Source organism: Xanthomonas sp. NCPPB 3218, from assembly GCF_056725185.1.
In genome coordinates this window covers 2,682,604-2,704,936 of record NZ_CM161516.1, presented here as the reverse complement: position 1 = coordinate 2,704,936, position 22,333 = coordinate 2,682,604, and the positions used below count along the sequence as shown (strand labels likewise).

General features: G+C 58.9%; 15 protein-coding genes. 7 read left to right on the top strand and 8 right to left on the bottom strand.

Going from position 1 to position 22,333, the window contains the following annotated elements:
- Positions 1–197: 197 nt before the first annotated feature.
- Both AC1PLS_RS11050 and AC1PLS_RS11045 read right to left on the bottom strand, forming a co-directional pair.
- Entirely contained in the window at positions 198–470 is a 273-nt protein-coding gene (locus AC1PLS_RS11050; RefSeq protein ID WP_065031337.1) for a BPSL0761 family protein, read from the bottom strand.
- Positions 471–546: 76 nt separating this feature from the next.
- Positions 547–1,422, bottom strand: coding sequence for a DNA-binding protein (locus tag AC1PLS_RS11045; RefSeq protein ID WP_481103693.1), 876 nt, complete (start codon positions 1,420–1,422; stop codon positions 547–549).
- Between the two features lie 109 nt (positions 1,423–1,531).
- Between AC1PLS_RS11045 and AC1PLS_RS11040 the strand changes: the two genes are divergently transcribed.
- Positions 1,532–2,614, top strand: a complete 1,083-nt coding sequence (locus tag AC1PLS_RS11040) for a site-specific integrase (protein WP_481103692.1) — start codon at positions 1,532–1,534, stop codon at positions 2,612–2,614.
- Between the two features lie 98 nt (positions 2,615–2,712).
- Here AC1PLS_RS11040 and AC1PLS_RS11035 read toward each other — a convergent pair whose 3' ends face one another.
- Together AC1PLS_RS11035 and AC1PLS_RS11030 are read right to left on the bottom strand one after the other, a co-directional pair.
- Positions 2,713–3,552: a hypothetical protein gene (locus AC1PLS_RS11035; protein ID WP_481103691.1), complete on the bottom strand. Its 840-nt coding sequence runs from the start codon at positions 3,550–3,552 to the stop codon at positions 2,713–2,715.
- The gene (locus AC1PLS_RS11030) at positions 3,546–5,315 is read right to left on the bottom strand and encodes an AAA family ATPase (RefSeq protein WP_481103690.1); all 1,770 of its coding nucleotides are present in this window, start codon (positions 5,313–5,315) and stop codon (positions 3,546–3,548) included. The genes AC1PLS_RS11035 and AC1PLS_RS11030 overlap by 7 nt, the downstream gene beginning before the upstream one ends.
- Positions 5,316–5,969: 654 nt before the next feature.
- On the opposite strand from AC1PLS_RS11030, the gene AC1PLS_RS11025 reads away from it, so the two are divergent.
- The 3 genes from AC1PLS_RS11025 to AC1PLS_RS11015 are packed head-to-tail and all read left to right on the top strand — an operon-like array spanning position 5,970 to position 14,505.
- The gene (locus AC1PLS_RS11025; protein ID WP_481103689.1) at positions 5,970–7,439 is read left to right on the top strand and encodes a hypothetical protein; all 1,470 of its coding nucleotides are present in this window, start codon (positions 5,970–5,972) and stop codon (positions 7,437–7,439) included.
- Between the two features lie 32 nt (positions 7,440–7,471).
- Positions 7,472–8,155 (top strand): hypothetical protein, encoded by a 684-nt coding sequence (locus AC1PLS_RS11020; RefSeq protein ID WP_481103688.1) that lies wholly within the window; start codon positions 7,472–7,474, stop codon positions 8,153–8,155.
- The gene (locus AC1PLS_RS11015; RefSeq protein ID WP_481103687.1) at positions 8,155–14,505 is read left to right on the top strand and encodes a tetratricopeptide repeat protein; all 6,351 of its coding nucleotides are present in this window, start codon (positions 8,155–8,157) and stop codon (positions 14,503–14,505) included. Before AC1PLS_RS11020 ends, AC1PLS_RS11015 begins: the two co-directional genes overlap by 1 nt.
- 632 nt (positions 14,506–15,137) lie before the next feature.
- Here AC1PLS_RS11015 and AC1PLS_RS11010 read toward each other — a convergent pair.
- Complete coding sequence (locus AC1PLS_RS11010) at positions 15,138–15,929, bottom strand: single-stranded DNA-binding protein (protein ID WP_481103686.1); 792 nt, start codon at positions 15,927–15,929, stop codon at positions 15,138–15,140.
- A gap of 357 nt (positions 15,930–16,286) precedes the next feature.
- The gene (locus AC1PLS_RS11005) at positions 16,287–16,634 is read right to left on the bottom strand and encodes a helix-turn-helix domain-containing protein (protein ID WP_089141608.1); all 348 of its coding nucleotides are present in this window, start codon (positions 16,632–16,634) and stop codon (positions 16,287–16,289) included.
- A 137-nt stretch (positions 16,635–16,771) separates the two neighbouring features.
- Here AC1PLS_RS11005 and AC1PLS_RS11000 point away from each other — a divergent pair, with 137 nt between their 5' ends.
- Positions 16,772–17,536: a hypothetical protein gene (locus AC1PLS_RS11000; protein WP_481103685.1), complete on the top strand. Its 765-nt coding sequence runs from the start codon at positions 16,772–16,774 to the stop codon at positions 17,534–17,536.
- 508 nt (positions 17,537–18,044) lie between these two features.
- Here AC1PLS_RS11000 and AC1PLS_RS10995 read toward each other — a convergent pair.
- Complete coding sequence (locus tag AC1PLS_RS10995) at positions 18,045–18,398, bottom strand: hypothetical protein (RefSeq protein WP_481103684.1); 354 nt, start codon at positions 18,396–18,398, stop codon at positions 18,045–18,047.
- A gap of 120 nt (positions 18,399–18,518) precedes the next feature.
- A complete protein-coding gene (locus AC1PLS_RS10990; protein ID WP_481103683.1) occupies positions 18,519–19,829 on the bottom strand; it encodes a PQQ-dependent sugar dehydrogenase in 1,311 nt (436 codons plus the stop codon).
- A 483-nt stretch (positions 19,830–20,312) separates the two neighbouring features.
- Between AC1PLS_RS10990 and AC1PLS_RS10985 the strand changes: the two genes are divergently transcribed.
- Complete coding sequence (locus tag AC1PLS_RS10985) at positions 20,313–21,362, top strand: metallophosphoesterase (protein ID WP_481103682.1); 1,050 nt, start codon at positions 20,313–20,315, stop codon at positions 21,360–21,362.
- A gap of 156 nt (positions 21,363–21,518) precedes the next feature.
- The gene (locus AC1PLS_RS10980) at positions 21,519–22,307 is read left to right on the top strand and encodes an SDR family NAD(P)-dependent oxidoreductase (RefSeq protein WP_481103681.1); all 789 of its coding nucleotides are present in this window, start codon (positions 21,519–21,521) and stop codon (positions 22,305–22,307) included.
- The last annotated feature ends 26 nt before the right edge of the window (positions 22,308–22,333 follow it).

Sequence of the window (22,333 nt, the reverse complement as noted above, 5' to 3'; positions counted from 1 at the left end):
TCGACCTTGCCCAGCGCATGCTTTCCGGTGGCGCCAACCCGGTTCCGAAATGCACCGCGCTCCTGCTGGTGCCGTCGCCCCCTGCGCTTCCGGTCACACGTTCAACGTCGCCAGTTGCTGATCCAGGCGTTCGTTGCGGGCGAAGGCCCATGCAGCTGGCGATGCAGGCGATTGCCTACGAGGATACGTACGGTCGCTCAAATCCGATGAGGACCTTTGGGGTAACTGCGGAACCAGTCCTGCTCGAACTGCGAGGTCAAATAAGGCCGCACAAACGCCGATTGGGTGAGGTCCCGCAACCGCTCCTCATGCTGGGCGATGGCTTCCACATCACTGAGTGTCGGGTAGTGACGCAACAGCCGATAGGCTTCTTCGCGCACGGACTTGGGTACGGCTTGGCTGCCGGCGAGTTCCTTGAGAAACGCCCCGGCTTGCAGCAGATTGCGAGTGCGCTCGTCAGGTAGGGTCATGCGACTGCTCACCAAGGCTAAGGAATTCTTAGCCTAGCGCTTAGCCCCACCCGCTTGCCAGCGGCGAGGGCGCAGCCTACCGCTTGGCCAACCTGCGCGTGGCACTAGCAGCCTCTTTCTTGATGGCGGGCCGCGCCTTGGCGGGACGTGGTTGTGCGAGTGCCTGCGCCCGTGCCTGGGCTGCGGCGCTCTCACGCTCGGCGCTATGCTGGGCCTGTTCTGCCGCACGTCGGGCTTGATCGGCCTCGCGCAGTGCCGCGACGTGTTCGCGGGCCTGCGTAGCCAGCTGGGCCTTGTGCGCCTTGGCTTCCTGGCGCAGGCGATCGATCTCGGTGTAAGCCCGATCCTCGACCTGGCGCAGGTGCGTCTGCAGGGTTTCGCGTTCGCCTGCGGCCGCGCTTCGGTCCTGCTCCAGACGGGATTGGGCGCTGTGCAATTGCGCTTCCAGGGCGTCCCGGCGCCCGCTCAGTTCCCCTAGTTGCCGCTGCAGCGCGCCCACCTGTACGGCGAGCTCGCCGGCTCGCTGCTCGCAGATGGCCAACGCCGCCTCGGCGATCTGGGCAGCAACTAACGCCTGCTGGCGTTGTGCCTCAATGGCGGCCATGCGCTCGCACTCGGCGGTCACGCGGGTTTCGATCTCGGCTTGGGCACTGGCCAGAAAGGCGCGCTCTGGCGCCAGCGCAGCGTCTGCTTGTCCACGCCCGGCCGTTAACGCCAATTCCCACACTTTGGCTAAGGCCACACCCACATCTTCCGGGACGTCCGGCAGCGACAGCCGGTGCTCAAGCCGCTGGGAGAGCCGAGTCCACCACGCGTCCAGCAATGGTCCGATCGTATTCGGCGAACCGCGGCCCAGGTGCAGGCGTACGCGTTCGACGGTCGGCCGTTCGCCGACGCCGAGCAACGCGTCGGCCGCCTCAAATACCTCGCTTTCTTGGATTCCTTTGGCCATCTGATGCTCTCCCGACGCGAACGCCCTACCCCATTGCCAATCCACGTCCGATAACAGATAGTTATCGGCAGTAGATGGCCTGCAACGTATTATTTGATACGTTCGACATATGAAAACTAACATACTCGCGCCAAGTGTTCCTTCCCTCGCCATCCTCGCTCCGGATCGTCTCGCGGCACAGGCCGCCGACGCCGTGCGCGAACTGCTGGCCGAGGCAGCCGCAGCCAATACCACCCGCAGCTATGCCACCGCCCTGCGCTACTGGGCGGCCTGGTTCCAGGGTCGCTTTGGGCAGCCGATCACGCTGCCGGTGCCCGAGCCGGCGGTGGTCCAGTTTGTGGTCGACCACCTGGCCCGGCGCGGAAAGACCGGCCTGACGTGGGAGCTGCCGCCGGCACTGGATGCACACCTGGTCGCCGCCGGCCTCAAGCAGAATCTCGGCCCATTTAAGCTCAGCACTGTTGTGCATCGCGTGGCTGTGCTCTCGGCGGCCCACCAAGCGCATAAGGCCGCTAACCCGTGTGAAGCGCCTGCAGTGCGCCAGCTGCTCAAGCGCGGGCGCCGCGCCTCGGTCAAACGTGGCGAGCGGCCACACAAGAAGACCGCCATCACCCGTAGCGAACTTGAAGCGCTGCTGGTCACCTGCGACGATTCATTAGAGGGGCTTCGGGATAAGGCCCTGCTGCTATTCGGCTTTGCCAGTGGAGGGCGGCGACGCAGCGAGATCGCCGCAGCCAACTGGCAGGACTTGCGCCGCGTTGGTCAGACCGCTTTCGTCTACCGGTTAGAACACAGTAAGACCCAGCAGGCCGGCCCCAATGCTAGCGCCACCCCAGACAAGCCGGTGCTTGGCCGCGCCGGTGCTGCGCTGGATGCCTGGTTGAATGCGGCGGCCATAATCGACGGCCCCCTCTTCCGTCGTCTCTGGAAGGATCGCGTCGGCCCGGCGCTGTCGCCTAAGGCGGTCGCCGCGATCGTGCAGCGCCGCGCGCGCCTGGCCGGGCTGGAGGGAGACTTTGGTGGGCACAGCCTTCGCTCGGGCTTCATTACCGAAGGCGGTCGCCAAGGGGTGGCCCTACCCGCCTTGATGGCGCTGACCGAACATCGCTCGGTGGCCCAGGCGATCGGATATTTCCAATCCGGCAGCGCCACTACCAATCCCGCCGCATGCCTGCTTGAGGAAGCGCAGTGACCGGTCTTGCCGTGCTTGCTACACTTCCCGCGTTGTCTAGGCGCCTGGAACTGCGCGTCAATATCCTGCAGAAAAAGCGATGGTGAACGCAGGCCTATCTAGCGCAATGGAGGGAGTGGCTCTTCGGCGAGATAGGTCACCAGTGCATTGTCGGCCAGGACGCTGGCGTACCAGAGGTGTTCCCATCGGTTGACCGACTTAGAGCGGTAGACACGTGCAAACTGGCGCAAACTCACTTGTACATCGCCACCCTCTTCTCGGATGTCTTGAGCTAAGCGTAGGAGATGACTGTACTCGTCTCGCATGAAATGCTGGATACGCGTTTCGAGCTTTATTTTTTCTATATGGCGCCGGGTCAGCTGACTTGCTTCAGGGGCAAGCACCGGATTGACCTTCAAAATCATCGTGGGAGCATCAAACGGCGGTTGAAACTCGATCAACAAAAGTTGCTCGCGGGTAAAATCATCGAAATAGGGGTGGATGAAGTAGCGCAGCCCTGCTCCATCTACCGTCAGTACCCCCTTGAACCCCTGGCAGGTATCGCACATGGGGAACAGGTTAGCGGGTGTGATGGAGAACTCGGCGAAAAGCTCTTTGGGCAGGTAGTGATCCAGTGTATTGGGTTGACCGGGCTCCCCGCACGCTGGACAGAACTGCGGCTTGCCATCGCGTAGCTTCTTGAGCTGCTCACCATGAACTGAACCAGTCTGTGCGCCGGTATACAGGTTGTGGAACTTTTTCTTATCCATGTCTCCTATCTGCGATGCGGGCATCTGCGCCGGATCTCCGTGGACTCGGACATACTCCCTAACCCAGTCCTGCCAGTTCTCCCGAATGCAAGTGAAATAGGCGGCATTGATACCCGCTTGGCGCTCAAGAACAACGCCGGTGATGTAGGCATCGTCATCGATGGCAGGAAGCTCTAGTCGAGTTACCACGCACCCTTCCCCATCGCATTGATCTGAATGATCATCTCCTCATTAAGGTTATTGCCGAGGGCAGCGAGTAGTTGATCGCTACCGCCGTGAATCTTGATCTCGGCTCTGATCCAATCCTCGAAAGGTTTAGTGACGGAACGGTCGCCGAAGACGTACGAGGAGATGCGCTGGATGTCTCCGCCGAAGGTCTCAAAAGGCGGCTTCTTGATGATTACCCCCTCAGCGGTATGTTCCAGCACGTGCACGCAGTCACTAGGGATTTCGCGGACGGCCACCAGAGAGTGGGTTGCAATGAGTGCTTTCGAGCTGTAAGCCTTAAGTATCGACTTCAGCATGCCCAAGAAGGCGATCTCAAGGTTTGGGTGCAAGAAGAGTTCTGGCTCATCAATGATGATGAAGCTGTTGCGCCGGATCGCTCCAAGAATGTTGATTACGATGTAGGAGAACAGGCGTTGTCCAGAACTCAGTTCGACAACATTGGTACCCTTAACGAAGAAGACGCCTTCCTTCTCAAGAAGGTGCGCACGCATCTGCGCTGGTTCCAGTGATCGATGAAAGTTCTGATCAATAGGCACCAATTGAAAAGGTATGCCCTCCGAGGTCGAGCGATACAAGAACCCGTCACGCGGTTTAAAGGCGCCTTCCAAGACGCTGTCTGGCGCACCTGCGACCAGAGCCACGGCCATGTAGTCGAAGTCGATCGCATCTTCCAGAACGCTGTAAGCGGTCTGGATCTTCCTGCTCCAATCTCGGATCGCATCAAACTTATGGTCATCGGACAGGCATCTCAGAAGCGAATCGGCTGCATCCGCACTGGGGAAGGCGCGTGAGAGCTGGATCTTCGCGCGACTACTGCGGGTGCGAGCCCCTTCCTGAGTACGTCGCCCGCGCAGGCCGAAGTAGCGATAGTCATCTTCGTCCTTGCGCTGCGGTGAGTCTGTATGGTCAACCGGAAACAGCTCGAAGGGACTGTAGGACACGACCACCAACTTGCTGAACTTAGGGCTCTCCTTGAAGTGGCCTTTGTTGATCACTTCGTCGGTGCGATCAATATTCAGCCAATCCCCTACGATTTGATGTAGCAGCTGCGATTTCCCTGTGCCATTGGCGCCGATGAGGAGATTGATGTCGTATGGCAGTGGCACTGGTGCTTTGTGTCGCAAATGTAGGGTCAATGAATCCCCTCGAGCACTGGTGAAAATGAACTCCTGATCGTTCAACACGACATCTTGATCAGTAAGGATGCGCCATGCTTCTGCAAACGCGCGAATGGCGCCACTCTCCCGTTGCAATGACTTTCTGAAGCCTTTGGTGTTAGTCAGCGCGATGGCATGGGCATCCTCGCGTTCCTTCACCAAAAAGCTGGCATCACGTAATTGTTCCGCCGCCTGGCGCGCGACATGCAGCGACAAGCGCCCAACGATCTGCTCATAGAACGTCAAAGCTGCAGGAACAGAGATGTAGTCCGTACTGGGAATCGGAAAGTAGCCATCCCAGCCCTTCCTCTTGAGTGCGGCGAGGTAGGGGTGGGTACTTTCCTGGCCTTCTACCAGGATCTGGATCGTGCCCAGATCCACCGGCTGCCCCTTCAAGAGGCAGCGAGTTGGGAAGGTGGTCTTGAAGTCGAAATCGTCCCAACGATCGAAGTCGAGCACGATGATGTTTTGGTGCTTGGCCAATGCGGTGCGTCCCAGCGCTCCATCGTTGCCGGCATAGACGACCTTAAGCTCTTCGATGGATTGTTCGCCTAGCCCAGCTTCCATGCAGTGGTTCTCCCTTGATCATCCTCATAATAAAGTGCAACCGCCGCGTATACTACTGGGCCAATGCGGTGTCAGGTTGGTTGCTGGTCAGCGCGGGTGGCAGCCTGCTCTGTCTTCGGCATCCCGAGAGAATCCGGATGAAAGTCCTCTCCTACATTTGTGGAAGGTGTGGGTAACGTGTACTCGTCCTTTAAGACTCGAACCACGGGCGGACGGCAGCAAGTCCTGCCCGACCATCGATCCTATACAACTTTCAATCCGCTATCAGCTTATAGCGGACACAACCCAGCAGGGCCGCGATGCCGATACCGATGCAACCAAGCACGACCGAGCAATCGTGAGCCCCAAGCCTGAGTACGTTGACGAGTGGCTTGCCCCCGCAGCCGCCGGCCTCGTGCCTCTATGCTATGTGCGACGACTGGCGCCCCCTACTGCGAGCACTCTGAAGCCACACAAATGCATGACGGGCATCGCAATGATGGCTAACCAGATGCAATAAGATTCCGCTCGGCACCAGTCACATGTATTGAGTCGCAGTGACTTTAGACTGCGTCGGCCGAATGCCATAAACTCTACTGGCTTGATGAAGACGTTGTTCGTCAACGTGCCGCGAGTAGTTTTAGCATCACTCACTCCCGGTTCTGATGACAGAAGATGAACGTTTCGCAGGATGCACAGCGGCTGCTTGAACGCTTGACAGCGCCAATCGAAGTGGGCGTTGCGCTGCTTGAACTTTTCGAGTTTTGCGCGGAGCACCGCAACGCGTGCTGGGGTTGGATCCCGTTGGGCGACGAACAAATCGAGGGCTACCCGCTCGACAAGGTCATCAGCCGTGCACGCCCAATCCTCCGCGATGCGTTTCTGGAGGAGCGTTCAGTTGAAGAGGTCGCCGCACTAGTAGGCGTCCAGTCATCGCTGCGGGCAATCGCGGGTTCCGGCCAAGTAACCGCAGAAAACTCCGCAGAAGTCGTGCGAGGGCTTCGTGCCATCGATGACGCGCTCAGGGGCTTCCACTCGGCCCGGGTGGTGGGAGTCTCAGACTCGATACAAGCTGCTTTTCTCAGGGGACAACTTCGAACGGGAAAACCACTTGCAGTCATTGACCAATTCGCCCTGTATCCCCGTCCGGCTCGCGCCAGAGTTCCGGAGCGCGGCCAAGGTGACCCTGGGATGTTGTTACAGCATGTCGCGGTCATCCGGCGCGTTGCGGACTTCGACGTTCGCTTGGCGGTGCACCTGCAAGATGAACTCGCGGACCAGACACAGTTCAAAAGTGTCGGGGTTGTACCGGTGGTTCATCACCACAGGGAACTTGCGTGGCAACCCATTGGCGCAAGCCGATACCGAGTTGATGAGGATCCGGCCACCTCGGATGCGATCAAGAGCCGTGTTGACCGGGCCCTCGACGAGATCGCGTCGCAGGATGCGCAGGTCGTATTGATGCCCGAGCTCGTCTCTGGCCCAAGGCTTCGCTCTGCAGTCGCAGCACGTCTAGCGGAACGATCCTCACGCGGCGAGGCGACGCCCCTTATCACCCTGTGCGGAACGAGCCTCGAGAATGTTGGAGGTACGACACGAAATCAGGCCGCGGTCCTCGACGGTGAGGGTGATGTCGTCTGGACACAGAACAAGCTTCACGCCTACCGGTTTTCAGCGGAGGAGCAGAGCGCGGCTGGGTTTCCTCTCGGCCCTTCCCCTTCCGACCGACAGGAAGTGATCGATATTGCGCCAAGTGCGCTGGTTGTCGTGGACCTGAGCGCGAACCTGCGCGTAGTCGTGCTCATTTGTGAAGACCTCATCCAGGCGCCGCCCCATACAGTCGCCATCCAGCAGATGGGCGTGACGACGGTTCTCGCGCCCATCATGGACAAGGCGCCAAATCTGCGTCCAAACACCGTGTTACCTGACTTGGGCTGGCTTGAGCACGGCGCGCTGGCCTATATCCGGCATCCGGGTGCCAGCACGTTCATCGCGAACTCCGGGACTTTGGTTGTGCAAAACCGAGACCACCACTGGTCTTACGCCCACGCTTTCACAGTCCCCCGCACTACTAGCGCCTGGAGAGCCGTTCCCGCGGATGTGGCAACAGCTCCTCCAATTGGATGGATCCTCGACTTAGATTGACCTCAGCTAATAACAATTGTATACAATTGCTCATGAAACCACTGCCAGAAACCCTCACTGCCCTTCTTGAACCGGCCATCTACGCGGTTCGTCAAGGGACGCCTACTGAAGTAAGGATGGTACTCAGCGAGCTGGATGCCGCTAGACGCAGGCTCGCCCCCACGGTCGAAAGGTTTGATTACCACTCTTATGCTGCAGGCGCCTTCGCGTCACTTCGTGAGGTGGTGAACACGTCGCTTCATCGCGCCGGCCTGAATTCGGTGGTCGACGGGGTGCGGTCGGCCCAACGCGGTTTGGATGTCCTACGTGCCGCGGGCCGGGCAGTCGTGCTTGGGCAGAAGCAGTCGCAGAAGGCGCTAGCGAATCAGATCGGAATGAACGAAGGAAACTTCAGCCGGCTTGCGAAGCGTCTGATGCAAATTGGCGCGCTTGAGGTTCATCGCGAAGGCGCTTTCTCGTACTTGCGTCCCAGCGCAATCGGCGAAGCCGCATTGGACGAGATGCACGCCGGTTGGCGCGCCGCCCTAACTGTCGAAGAAGCTGACCGCCCCAAACTACAGTTGAGTCAGCCATTTGGTGCGTCTTCCACTCGACCACGGCCGCCATCGTTTGGGGGCATTGTTGAGTTCGAAGGCAACGCCAAGCGAACGGTGCCGGAGACTAATCGCCGCCGGCCTAACCTAGTCGAGCAAACAGACACGGCTGCCACTGCCTAATGAGCATTCCGACTGCAGCGACGCTGGCGACACCGGGCCACGAGGCAGATGCCTCAATTCGCGGCTATAACTATCAGGCCTACTTCGCAGCACTCGAGTGGTGCTCACTTGGCGAAGATGAAGAGTTGCACCTGGAAATTGCCGAGGATGTGGCGATTACCGGTCCCTCAGGCGCGCGCGTAATTCAGGTCAAAGACGTCGCGCGCCGGCTCACCCTTCGCTCAGCCCACGATTTTCTTGATCGTGTTGTGGAGCGCGTAGATGGTGCGGGTGCGCAGGCTCAGTTCCATTATCTGACGACAGCAGCGTTTGGCAGAGATCCTGATTGGCAGGGAGCCGGCACGCAATCATTTCTTGACGCCTGGAACCGCCACGGAGAAGCGGCCGAAATACACCACGATTTGGTGAACTATCTGCGCAATGCGGCGCGCCCCACCTCGCCGCTGAGTAATTGGCTTCAGAAGCGAACGAATGATGAGGTCGCAGACCTTCTTTTTCCGGTGATCCGTTGGACCGCCAAGGCGCCGAGCCTCACCGCTCAAGAGCAGCGACTTGCACAGCGAGTTGCCTCGTTCTGCTCGTCTGAATTTGGCCTTGAACAGTTCAAAGGTCGACAACTGGGGCGAATCGTTGCCGGGCGCATTAAGGAGCTATCCGCTGCTAGTGATTCGGATCGTCGCACGATGCGCCTTCAGGACCTGCGAGACCTGCTGCTGCCGCATGCGAAGGTCTCGCTTGAGCCGCGTGAGTACGCGGACATGGCACAGGCAGCCCGATTGGCCAAGCAAGTCCCAGTTGAGCTTTTGACGCAACAGCTCGTCAGCCGCCTCGATGAACTCAAGGCCAGTCGATTTTTCTCTGAGCTTGATTCGAACAGCGCCGCTCAGGCGCTCGCAGTTGACGCAGCGGAGGATGGGGCCTATGCCCTGGCAGCGCCTGCGGTGCGTAGTGAAGTCCTTGCCTGGTGCGCACGCCTTTTGGTCCACAAGGACCTTGAGGCTGCGCGCGCACTATTGAATGCATCCTTAGCGGTTGCTCCTGTCCCTCAACAGCGACTTGTAACGGCACTGATCGAAGCCGAATCCGATGTCTCCGCTTCGCTTCGCACACTTCTTGGGCTCGACACCAGTGAAAGCCAAACGGCTCGATACCTTGTCCTGCGCCGGAGAGAGTACCAGGACGCCGTAACCTGGCTGACCGAAGAAACGTTGACGCCATCAGACTTCGACGAGGACGGTCAGTTTATGGTTCTCCACGATGCCCTGAATCGTTCCGATTGGGAGCTTGCCTGGAATTGGCTCGAGAGTCTTGAGCGGCCCGCCGAGTCCAAACACCCGGGTCTGCTTTGGGCTGCTGGGGTGGCGAATTACTGTCTCGCGCAACCCGATTACTTGCGCGAATGGACCTTCAATTTGCGCCCTTCGGTCATCGACGCCGACCTAAGTTCGACTTCCGAAGCCGTGGCTGCAAAGTTGCGCGCTATTGACCTGTTTGACGCTCTAGAAGCCCAATGCCGCGCACGTGGATGGACCGCCCGAGCGGACCTCGCGCTAGAACATGCGCTTTGGCTGAAGCTGCAGCATCCTGACACCCGGTTTTTCGCGCAGCAGCGTGCGACAGAACTTTTTGAAGGCGACCTGCTTTCGAAGTCTTCGGGAGAGCACGCATTCCGGTGGCTTCCGTTAGCACTTGCCGCAGAGCAGGAAGTCGACACACACGTCCTCCTTAATCGCATCAAATCGTACGCCAAGCGCTACGGCAAATTGAACGACGACGCCGCGTGGGCTCTATTCTCCTTGATGCAGCATCTTCCGCCAGAAATCGTTTTGGAAGACTGGAATTTCTTCTACGAATCGCTCTGCGACCACGTCAATCCCATTCAGCTGTCTTCGATCAAGGTTCAAATTCTGGCCAGGACTGGGGACCGAACCGCGGCGGCAGAAGTTCTGGCAGAGGGCGGCCTGCCGACGGAGGTTTCTAAACAGCTCGAGGCGCTGTATCTCTCTGAAGAACTCTCCAAAGATCAGATCGAAGCGACATCGCCATCAGCTCGACGCGAGATTGCCCGTCGACAGAAGGCGTCAGGTGATTCGCAACGCGCAATCGCAACCCTCGAAGACCTGTACCGCGAAACGCACTCGCTTATCGATGCATGCAGTTTGGCAAGTCTGCATCTCAATGAGGGATCGCTGTCCCGCGCGAACGAGATTCTGCAGGGCCTGGACTCGACTTTCGACACCGAGCCTCGAGTCGCACTACTCAAGCTGCGCGTTGCGCTTCAACTTGGCCATTGGCAGGAAGCGCTCGATCACCTGGACCTTTCCGAGCTCGACGAAAGTGACCGTGTGCATCGGCGCATTGAGATCGCAATCCAATCTCTGGAATGGGATCGGATCCCAGGTCTACTGCAAAACGCTTTGACCATCGCGACGGACGATCCGCACGATCTGCTACGAGTCGCAACTACCGCGAACGTCTTTGGGCTCACCTCGATCGCTCAGACCGCCGCTGAGAGTGCCTCAGCGCTCGCCGACGAAGATACGTCCGTTCTAATGGCCGCTTACATGCTGGCGGTGAAAGGAAACTGGGCCGAAAATCCAAACGTTGGCGAATGGTTTCTGAAGGCCATCGCTACGAACGACGCGAAGCCCGAGGGTGAAAGGGTCCTTCAGCGCAAGTCGCTGCAAGAACTCGTCGAAATGGCGCCCCATTGGAATGACCGCATTCGCTCGGTCAACGAGATGGTGAAATCTGCTGAGCTATTTCTGGCGATGGCGGCAGATTCGAGCAACGAGTCGCTGACGTCGGTCATCTTCCAAGCAATGCGGCGAAATGCGGCCGCTTCGGACCCGTCAGCCCGGCATGTTGTCCCGCTATTTGCAGGTAATAGCCAAGCCAAAGGAATTCCTAAAGGGGCAAAAGCCGCGCTTGATTGCACGTCATTGATTGTGCTCGCCTATTTGGACCTGCTCGATTCTCTCCCACACATTTTTGAAGAACTCTACCTGCCGCACGACTTTGGCCTTTGGTTGCTAAACGAGCGCGATCAGAGCGCCTACCACCAGCCCTCCCGCGTCACTCAAGCAAACGATCTCATTCGTTGGGTAGTGAAGCGGAACATCGACGTTATCCCTGCGAAGGAGAAACGCGGCAGGCTATACAAGGAAGTCGGCCGTGAGTTGGCCGACCTTTTCGACGCTTGCACAAGCGACGGCTCCGGTGGGATGAGCTTCGTCGTACACCCCTATCCCATCTATCGCGCCAGTTCTTCCATGACACGTCTTGCTGACTTGCCCACAGAGGTGACGAGTCGTCTGGTGAGTGTTCGTGGATTGGTAAGTGCACTGGACGCGATGGGCATGCTAAGCGCCGAAGAGATGTCGCGCGCTCAGACCTTTCTGGACAGCCAGGATAATGGATGGTCCAATGAACCGTTGATCACGTCCGGAGCAACTCTCTACCTTGATGGTCTCACGCTCTCCTACCTGCGCTCTATCGGCCTGATCGAGCGCTGTATCGCGGCGCGATTCAATCTGAAAATACATGACGAAACGTCTCGTGAGGCAGTCGCTCTCGCCTCGTGCCAAGACGGTAGCTCTTCCCCGAGAGAACTTTTGAACCAGCTACAGACGTTCGGGCTCAGTGGGCTAAAAAGTGGGTTTATCAGAAGCCTGCCAAAATCTCGCCCCGAACCCGATGACAAAGAAGAGAGATTTGCGACACGGCTGCTTAAACAACTCTTTGTCGACATCCCGCAAGATGCGATGTTGATTATCGACGATCGCGCGGGCAATCGTTATTCGTCGATGACTGATGCCTCAGGAATCGGTCATCCTGTCGTCGATACTCTCGATGTTATCGACCGCTTGCGCGATGTCGGGATTCTGTCGGAGCGAGACACGTGGGCCAAACGAGCAATTCTGCGCAACTGCGGTTGCGCCCTTGTACCGGTTCGGCTGGACGAAGTGCGCCATGCGGTCGAAGACCTCTCGATCGTCGACGGCGAGATCCGAGAGGGATATTTTGCACGCACACTGCGCGAGAGTATTCAACTTCTGAAAATCTCACGTTACGTCGCGCTCCCACTTGAAGAGTTCTGGCTGACAAGCACCGCTTCAACATTCCGCGAAACGATTACCTCGCTCTGGGATAAAGATATCCGGTTGGGTGACGACGAACGTGCGGATTGGCTTTTCCGCTTGGGCCGATTTTCGGACTTCAGTGCCTCGTTCCTCGGGGATTTTGATGCTCGGCGTGGTTTGATGCAGGAAGCGCTCGAAGTAGCCCGTTACCTTATTGATCCCTCGCAGACCCGGAACCAAGCCTACTGGACGTGGGTTGATGAGCGCCTGTGCAAGCCGCTGAGGGCTGATCGGCCCGCGGCGTTTAACCTCCTTCTTGAGGTGCTAAAGGCTCAGCTATTACGGCTCAAGGACGAGTACACACTGGAACTCGGCGCTTTGCTCGAGGCTGAGGAGAGTGATGCGCGCCGGGATTTGGCGGCTATTGCGGTGGCTTCTTTTTCTTCTATGCCGAGGACAGTCAAGGCGCCTTTGCTCGAAGACGAAGCCTTCTGTCGCGAATTGGGCATCTCGGTCACCCGCCAGACTACCGCCCATACACCGAGCCGCCCTACGTTTGACACGGGCAAGCTCTACGAAGCTGCTCGCATCGCCTGGCGCGGCGGTTCGTCCACCGTACAAGTAAGCGACGATATGGAGCGGCTTTGGACGCTTGCCCGCTGCGACGAGAGCGTCGTCGCACGGCAGCAGGAACTCTCGGAGCAGTTCGAGGTCGCCTTTGCGCCCCTGCTTAGCGATCGAGAGGAGGATCGCAAGCGACACTTGTTGCGGCTCGTATCAGATGTGGGAGGCAGCGAATCCCTTGAATATCGTTGGCTGAGCCGCCTTGCCGACCGTCAGCTTGAAATCAGTGAGGTCGGGACGCTTCGCCTTGAGCTGCGCGCGTCGCCCCTTGTTGTACGATCATCGATCAACGATGCCCTGCGGGCTAACCCGGTCCTTCAGCAGGATCTCGTCCCGGAGGTCGAGAGCTACTTCCTCACCTTAGCCGGCCTAAGCCCCGAACGTGCCAATCTGCCCGTTGCCGGGGAGGGTCTTGCGTCTTGGGGGACCAGCGTCGCTATAGAAGATCAACTCAGGCTTTCGCTTTTCCGATGCATCCATTCGCGGTTTGCGCCAACGACGCTTGTCGAGAAGGCAGCTATGGACGAACTCGGGCGGTGGATCGAGGCCTGGATGCCAACACTGGACGCGTGGTCGATTGTCGGACTGATCGAAGCGCTTTGCCACAGCTCCCGTCCGGTGCAGGAGATCATAGAGGTTCTACGCCCCTTACTAGTCTTGGCTAACGAGGCGTTGGCGCCCAGCAGCACTCGAATGGTCCTTTCGGCTGCATTGGCGGCATTTGTCGATCAGCGGGTGGCGCTGTCAGGGCTGCTAGGCGGAGTTCCACCGAGCGTCAGACGTCTCGCATCGTTTTCTCACGCGGCGATGATCGAGGCTGAGGTGCTGGATGCGCAGATTGATATCGCCTCCTTTGCCGACTGGCTTCAGCAGTTCCAGATGCCCTTTCACGCCGTAAGTCTCGCCGATGTGCATTGGGAGCCGAGATGGAGCGCTGTGCTTCTATCCCCGGCTCAGCTGGGTTTCGAATTGACCGGGCGCGTGGCGGCCGCGGTCAGATTGCGCCCAGAGATTGCGGGGGCTGAAGAGCTTCGGGGGCTGCTCCACGATCCCGACGGAGTAGTGAGCCGCCACCATCTAGTGTATGGCGGTCTGCCAGGTCCCTTGGAGGGGGGGGGTGATCTGGAACAAGCGTTACCCAAGGATTTCCAGGATCAGTTGCGAGAGGCTCTCGACGCACCTGGCGCGAATTTAGCCGAAGGGATTCGGTTAGTGGGACACGTCGGGTTGCTTGGGCGAATCGATTCCGACATCACGCGCCGCGTGTGCGACGGCTTGACCACACTGATAGATTCCGATGCAGCGCTGCTCGGGACCAACGACGGTGGGCAAGCATATGTGATGCTCTGTCACCTGGCAGCGTCGCTGCGAGACACAGAGTTGGCTAGGCTTTTAAATCGTGCAGTGAATGACGAGGTCACGTTATCGACAGGCTTGAGAATCTACCTCAGATTCCTCTGCTGCGCGGCAAATACGGATCGCACCGCTTGGGCAAAGGCTCTCGACCAGCTTGTCTTGGAACTATATCGAGATGCGGGATCGCCGGCAGCGCGCCATGCGTATTTCATCCTAAAATCCATCTGCTTAGTTCGAACTGACGTAGTGCCGCTCCTCCAGCACCGTCTCGCGAGCTATATTGAGTAACGGCTAGTCACGCGGTCGCAGGAAAGCTGCGGCTAAGGCGCAGCTCCTAGGCCAGCTAGACGCAAGTGACGCCCCGGCTGGCCGGCTGCTCAACCGTTCGAAGCTTGAAGGCCACACTGAGCATGCTTCGCTTCGACATGAACACTTCTCCTGGTCTGAATCGGCCTTTTGGTAAGTGTCTGCGATAAGGGGGTGAACCAATGTATCTGGCTGACGGGCAACTGGTCCGCGTCCTGCGCGACTAGACACATATACAGACTGATTTCTACCTCTAAACACCGACGGGCGAGCAGATGCCGACAAAGGTGAGGGCATCGCTCGACTTAATGGTCGAGAAGAGGACGGATATCGTCTTCGCGTAGTTTGCGGCCGCCGACCAACGACGTCAGCTTTGGGGCGTAGCGGAAGTGCGTCCTACCCTCGATAACGCCCCCCCTATCTCCCGATTCCGCAGTGCCTGTTCTCTGCAGGCCTTGCAGCATATTTAGCTGAAATTTTAAGGGGATCGCATCTGACAAGGAGCGTCATTCGCCTAGTCGACAGCACGCATGCAACGCACCACTGATCCGAGGCACCGATCGCCCGCTTCGCGCGCCCACGGGCTGTTCCCCTGGCTTGCACAGTAAGAGCGATTAGTAGCCAGGGCTCCCTTTCCAGTTGCGCACTCGCACTTTGAAACCCGGACCCGCCTCCCTCTCTTCGAACGCTTCGAACAGACCCCGCTGGGACCCCTTGGGCTCGGAAGAGTTCATCTCAATCTGGTCAAGATACATCTTGTAACGGAGGCGCAGGTGCCCCCACTCGTCAACCGTAATGGAGCGGCTCGAGATTGTGTGCATTCCGCGCGAATAGGGTTGAACCTGCTCCCCAACCGTCTCGTCTGGGATCTGAATCCGCACGCGGTCGCGGGACCCGGGCTTTACTAAGAACGCCCACTGCTCCCGGATGGTGAACGGTCGCCCGGCTTTCGTGATCAGCACGCGCTCGGTAACGGTCAGGTCCTCAACTTCGATCAGCGCTCTATCAGCACGCTGGGAGACATAGGACGCGTGCGATAGATGAATCCAGTGCCTGTTCTGTGAGTTCTCCAGCACCTCGCGCCGAAATGTTGAGGAGTCGGCTACGGCTTCGTCACCCAGATCCGATAGATCGATTTCGATCGCGTCGATGCCGTTAGCGGCCAACAGACTACGCTTTGGCTCGTCCACAGCATGTCGAACGCGGACCTCAAAGCAGAGCACATTGAACTCAATCTCCGAGGCCATTCCATGCACGAGGACGTCGGGCCGGGCGGCCCCTTTGAGCAGCGGCACTTCCAGCCCAGCGGTCGCGATTCCCAACAGCTCCGGCTCGATAACAACATCGCCGCTAGCCCATCGCGGCAGCAGGACTGCATCTGCCGTGGCAAGCACGTCCTTTGCCATCCGGTGTACAGCCGTTTCATAACCACCAGGGCATGAGGACGCGCGTAAGTGCTGAAAGTGCCGGATGCGGCGTCGTCCGGGAAAATCCCGATTACGCGCAACAAGCGCTTGTCCACACTCCGGACACGTGCACTCGCAATCCAAGCCAAATGCGACATCGGATACGAAGACAAGTCGTTCGTCTTTCATCCCGAAAGGGACGGTGAGCTGGCGAGGCGCGCGTGTGGACACTAGGAACCCTCAAACGATGAGCATGCTACTTGGTGGATCAAGCCAGACTACTTGGTCATGATCTCATGTCGTGCGACGCCTGAGGAACCAATGCTCGCCTGGTCGTTCGGGGCACAACCTCTGCTCTTACCGCCCTTTGCGCGGCTCCCGCTTCGCCGGAGTCTTCTCAAGGCCTTTGAGCAGGTCCTTCTTCTGGCGAACGGATAGGTCGTTCCACTGCAGAAGCAGTTGGGCCAACAGCTCGTCCTCGGTGTAGAGAAACGCCGCGGGTATACCAAGCACCTCAGCCAACTGTTTGGCTGTCTTGATCTGGGGTTCGTGCTTGCCGCGTTCGTACTGGTTGATACGTGGAGAGGCCACGGCGGGATCCAAGCCGGCAAGGATGCCGAGCTGCTTCTGAGATAGCCCGGCTCGTTCGCGCGCCTGTGCTAGCCGCAGCGCAAAAACCGGATGTTCTGCCGTCCGCCTATTCACTTTTACCCCCTCAAGAGGGGCTAAGGATGGCGGAAGTGACCGGCGCTTGGATACTAAGATATTCTTAGATGCCATAGCAACGGCCAGCACGCAGCCTGCTGCCGTGGATCGACTGCTCCTGGTCCTTCGTCGAACTGATGAACAACTCAAAAACGCAGTTTCGGGATCTAGGGCGTCCCGACGCCCCAACCATTAGCAACGTCCGTCATCTAGGCGGTCGTGGCGCCCTCTATCTTCTGGCTCTGCTACAGGCTCGCCACGCGCGAACACGCGTGGCGCCCACGGTGGAGGGCACTCATAGTGTTCTTACGGTATTGGATGCGCTGGGGGTTGTACGAGTCGAGCCGGAGGCCGGCCCGGATAGCTATACGATCGACGGTGACAAGATTGCCTGGTCCTACACTTGGCCACACGTCCTCTTCGAAGAACTGGAGGTGCGGCTCAAGGACTACCTGCAAAGTGAGGCTCAAGAGCCTCCTTATGCAGAGATGTGGTTAAGGGTCTGGCAGGAGCTGGTTCAGCAGGACGTGACAGCCTATCTTCGGCATCAATTGCGCATACACCAGTTCCCCGACTTTTTTCTTGTGGAGCTAGCCCGGCTACTCATGCTTTACGACTCGTCATACAGCCTGGGCCACTGGCGTTATGCGTGCTGGGCAGCGGTGCGCAGCATGGCGTCGATATCCTTGCAACACCCTGGCAACGTCGAGATGTTGAAGTCCACGCTAAGCAGCGAATTGCCGCGGCGGCTCAGGCTCACTCAGGGCAGCTTGGAAGGAAAGCTTTGCTTTTCTCCGTCCTATTCTCTTCCGGACTGCGCGCTTACCTCGGTGTTCTCCACCGTCGCCACGCGACTGGGCGATCGGTACTGGATGTCGCCCCCAGCCCTCGAGCTGATCTAGCACCTACGGCTCTTTGCTTGCTCAACTTACAAGCGACGCTCTTCCCGCAGTACTCTTGTATGTGGATCTACTAGCTAGAAGACAGTTTGTATAGTCATTAGCCACCTATCGTCATTCGTCGTTGCTCTCGCTGCACCGTCTGCTGCTGAGGCATTTGCTGAGGCGTAGACCGCAAAAACGTTCCCTGTCCTTGCCCAGCCCGCCAGGGCCATTTTCGACCCGCTGCAACAGCGGGTCTTCGGTTTGCTGCCTATAGAGCGAGGCGGTGACGTTCCTGCTCGCTTCTTCGCTCTAGTTGCCCGCGCGACGCAACCAGGAATGGGTCTGCTGGCACGTCGAGCGGTCTGGATGAGCGGGGTTGATGGCTAGCAGCGGACCAGCTTCCGTCCGCTCCGCTCCAACACCGCTTTGCCCCCCCCTGCTCCATGCTGCGACCCAGCGCGGTCACCGATACCGCGCCCAGTGTCGGCATGTGCGCGATGGCGGGCTGACCGAGCTCCGCCTTGGCCTAGCGCAGCTCTTCGGAAATGGTCATCGCTACTTGATGGGCAAAGCCAACAAGCTCGCTCTGATAGCGGACGACGGGAATGACGTAGCCGTATTGTCCCTGTTCGTGCGGTCTCAGCTGCTGCATCGTCAGACCAATAAGGCCTGTGGCCTGCTTAGTGCGCCGGGTGAACAGCTCCACCGCCAGAAGATTGTTCTCTTCGACAGTGCGGTCGACTCGCGCGACGTGTAGTGATGCAGAAGCTAGCCATGCTCCATCTGCGCCGCAGTGGACGCGGCGCGAGCCTGATGCCAGGGGTTTCCAGGGCAAGGTCCAGCGATGGTGGCGAATCTGGTTGGTGAGTTCCAATTCCACCGCCAGGTTTCCGACGGCCCCGTCCCTGCTTGCCCATTGCCGATGTCGTTTCGCGGGTAGCGCTGGCCAACTATCCGCACGCGCCCTGCGGCTGTACTCTGGCAGGAAAGCGCGTGCTATTCACATGCCGCTAGGCGCGATCCTGATCAAGCGACCAGCAGCCTCGTCCGTCACCGCCCACAAGGCACCATCAGGGCCTTCCTTGATGTCGCGGAAACGCTGCTGCTGATCCTGCAGCAGCCGCTCCTCTCCAACGATGCGATCGCCGCGGATGACCAGCCTGGCAATATGCTGACCGGCAAGAGCGGCGACAAACAGATCGTCTTCCCATTCCGGCACCAGCGAACCCGAGTAGAAGGTCATTCCGCCGGGGGCGATGGTCGGATCCCAGTAGTAACGCGGCTGCTCGGTGCCGTCCAGCTGTGTACGCCCTTCATGGATGGATGAGCCGTCGTAGTTCGTCCCGTAGGCGACCAGCGGCCATCCATAATTTCGCCCCCGCTTGATCAGGTTGATCTCATCCCCACCTTGGGGACCATGCTCGCCGTCCCACAGCTGCCCTGTCTTGGGATGGATTGCGATCGCCTGAGGGTTGCGTTGACCGTAGCTCCAAATCTCCGCACGGGTGTGATTCTCGGCGGTCTGGTCGGTAGCAAACGGGTTCCCCGGCGCGGGCCTGCCGTCGGGCGTGATCCGCAGAATTTTTCCTGCCCAGCTATAGAGTGACTGCGCCTCATCGCGGTAAGGCGAGAAGAATCGCTCCGCGAGGCTCACGAACAGGTAGCCCTGACGATCAAAGACCAGGCGTGAGCCATAGTGTTTCTGGCCCACGATGCCGGGCTCCACACGGATTACGGTCTGCACATCCGCAAGCGCATACCGCGGCGCTTCACCATCACGTTGCTGCCTTTCCAAAGTCGCCTTGGCCACAACGATCCCGTTCTCCTTCTGGCCCCGCGGCTCGACATAAGTAAAGAAGATCCGCCGATTTGCCGCGAACTGAGGGTCGGTGATCACGTCCAGCAGGCCAGCATCGGCGCCGTACACAACATTCGGCACGCCCTGGACCTCGCTGACGATCTCACCCGAGCGCAAGGCCACGATCCGCATGGCACCGGGCTTTTCCGTAATTAGTGCCAGATCATCGCCGATGAATGCCAGACTCCAGGGGTGGTTGAGGTTATCCGTCACCACGCGCGCGTCGATCGGCGTATGGGTCATCACCGCTGGCGCTCTAGTTTGCCCGGGGAATGCGGGTTTCTGATGGGGCGCGATGGATGGGTTGCGAGGCAAAGGAAGCCCTTGAATCGCGGGCTGACGTGGGGCGGCGCTGCCCTTGGTGGGGATGTCGTCCATGTCAATGACCTGAGCAGAAGCTTGGGTACAGCAGGCACCTGCACCAAGCGCGAAGAGGAGCGGAAAAATTTTCAAGGGTTTTCCTCAATGGCTGGAATCGTCTCTGGGGCCAAAGCGGCACACCGGACGCGGGTGAGGTATACCGGCGTCGTGGTGACGAGCTGTGCTTTTTTGAGTGAGTACGACGCACCACACACGTGAGCTAGTTTGAGCAGTTCTTCACATTGCCGAATGGGTGCTCATAGCAACGTAAGCGCGCAAGCGGGACTCATGGATGAATTCTTCTCATCACTCTGCTGGAAAAATAGAGAACTCGCGACTTGATCGCCTCGATACCATCGGATCCGGCAGCCCAACTGCATCAGTGAGTGCGTCCGCAACCTGATCGCACGTTATCGATTCGCGGTAAGTCACCCGTTCTGCCTCCCTTGCAAATCTTCAAACCTCTGCCACCACTGCACCCACGGATCCGGAATGTTCCACCCTACCTGCGCACTGCTCTGTCTCTACCTCTTGGTTCGGTTCGTTTATCCACTTCGGATCACCGCTGCGTGGAGAATGGCCATTGGCATGGTGCTCTTGGTGGTGTCGATGAACCGACTCCTCTCGACGTGGATATTTGGCGACATGTTTTCCCCTGAGATCCCCGGATGGATCATCGGCCTGATCGGCGCCATGTTTGGAGCCATGCTCTTTCTTTCGTGCTTCACGCTCATTGGAGATCTAGTAGGTGCGCTGGCCTGGGTAGGACGTGGCCGAACCGCAGCCCGTACGCTCCTTTGCCACTGGCGCCGCTATGCCGGTGGCATCGCGATCGCTCTGGGCTTACTTTCCGCCTGGAACGGCAGCCGTGTGCCCGAGGTCAGGCACGTCCCGATTCAGATCGCGCAGTTGCCTGCCGAGCTGTCCGGACTGCGCCTGGTCCAGCTGAGCGACACCCATGTCAGCACTTTGCTGGACAGATCGTGGCTTAAACGAGTGGTGGACCAAACAAATGCTGAGAACCCCGACGTCATCGTCATCACCGGTGATCTGATCGACGGTTGGGTCCGTAACCGGGAGAGCGACATCGCCCCCCTTGCCAAGCTGCGTGCTCGCAATGGCGTGTACGCATCACTCGGCAATCATGAGTACTACTTTGATGCCGATGCATGGACGACACATTTCGAGAGGCTGGGCATCCACGTCCTGCGGAACTCTCGCATCACCATTATGCATAACGAGCGTAAGCTGGTCCTTGCTGCAACCACTGACGAGGCAGCGCCCGAATTCGACCATGCCGGACCTGCGGCGACCTTGGCCGTCGGGCAGACATTGCCAGAAGATGTCGTCGTGCTGCTCCGACACCGCCCTACTGGCTTGAGTGAAAGCCAACAACTGGGCGTGGATTTACAGCTGTCAGGTCACACACATGGCGGCATGATTCGGGGCTTGGACCAACTAATAGCACGAGCCAATGGCGGCTTCGTCTCCGGCCTCTATCATGTCGGCACCACGCAGCTGTACGTAAGCAATGGGACCGGCATATGGAACGGCTTCCCTCTTCGCCTTGGTCGGCAGCCCGAGATAACAGTCTTTGAATTTTCTCCCGAGGCCGATCAGAACTAAACGCTCACTGTGTCGCGGGCACACACACAGCGGACCTGTCGCCTTGCATAGTCTCACGCACTCTGTACCGCACGCAGCTAGCACTCTTTCCTCAGTCTCACCCGCTAGACCTCAATTCGTCGGCGCGGCCGATCTCCCCCAAAAGGAAAGCTCTCCATGACCACTTCTCGCCCACTCGCATTCGTTACCGGCGGCTCGTCGGGCATTGGCCTCGAGTTGGCCAAGCACGCCCAGCATGGCTACGATGTCGCGATAACAGGCAATAGCGACCGTGTATATGCGTCGGCTGATGTTCTGGAGTCTTTGTTGGGGTGTACGGCCTATGCGTGTCGCGCCGATGCATCGACCTATGAAGGGATCGAGGGCTTCTGGCAGTTCCTAAAGGAGCTGGGCCGTCCGATCGACGCCGCTGCGCTCAATGTCGGCATCGGTGTCGGCGGCGCCTTCCAAGACACCGATCTGCGCGACGAGCTTAGACTGATCGCGATCAACATCGCCGGTCTAGTCCACCGAGCTAAACGGGTCGTCCAGCACATGGTAGCCAACGGCCACGGCCGAATTCTCATCACCTCTTCGGTTTCGGCAACCATGCCAACGCCCTTTGAGACCGTGCACGGGCCATCGAAAGCCTTCGGCTTCTCGTTCGCCGAGTCTCTGCGTGAAGAACTGCGCGAGACCGGCGTGACGGTCGCGGCTCTTCTACCCGGAGCAACTGATAGTGATTTCCACAAAAATGCGGGTATGGCCGACACCAAGATCGGCCGCAAACCGAAGAACGACAAGCAGCTGGTTGCTGCGCAAGGTTTTGAGGCCCTGATGAGCGACATCGATCACGTCGTTGGAGGCGACGAGGAAACAAAGCAGTTCGTTATCGACAACCGCACCATGTCAGAGGTGGAGAAGGCGGCCAGGCACGCCAAGTTTGCGCGTGTGGACAACAGCTGAGACCTCCGTGCCTATTCAGACCGTCA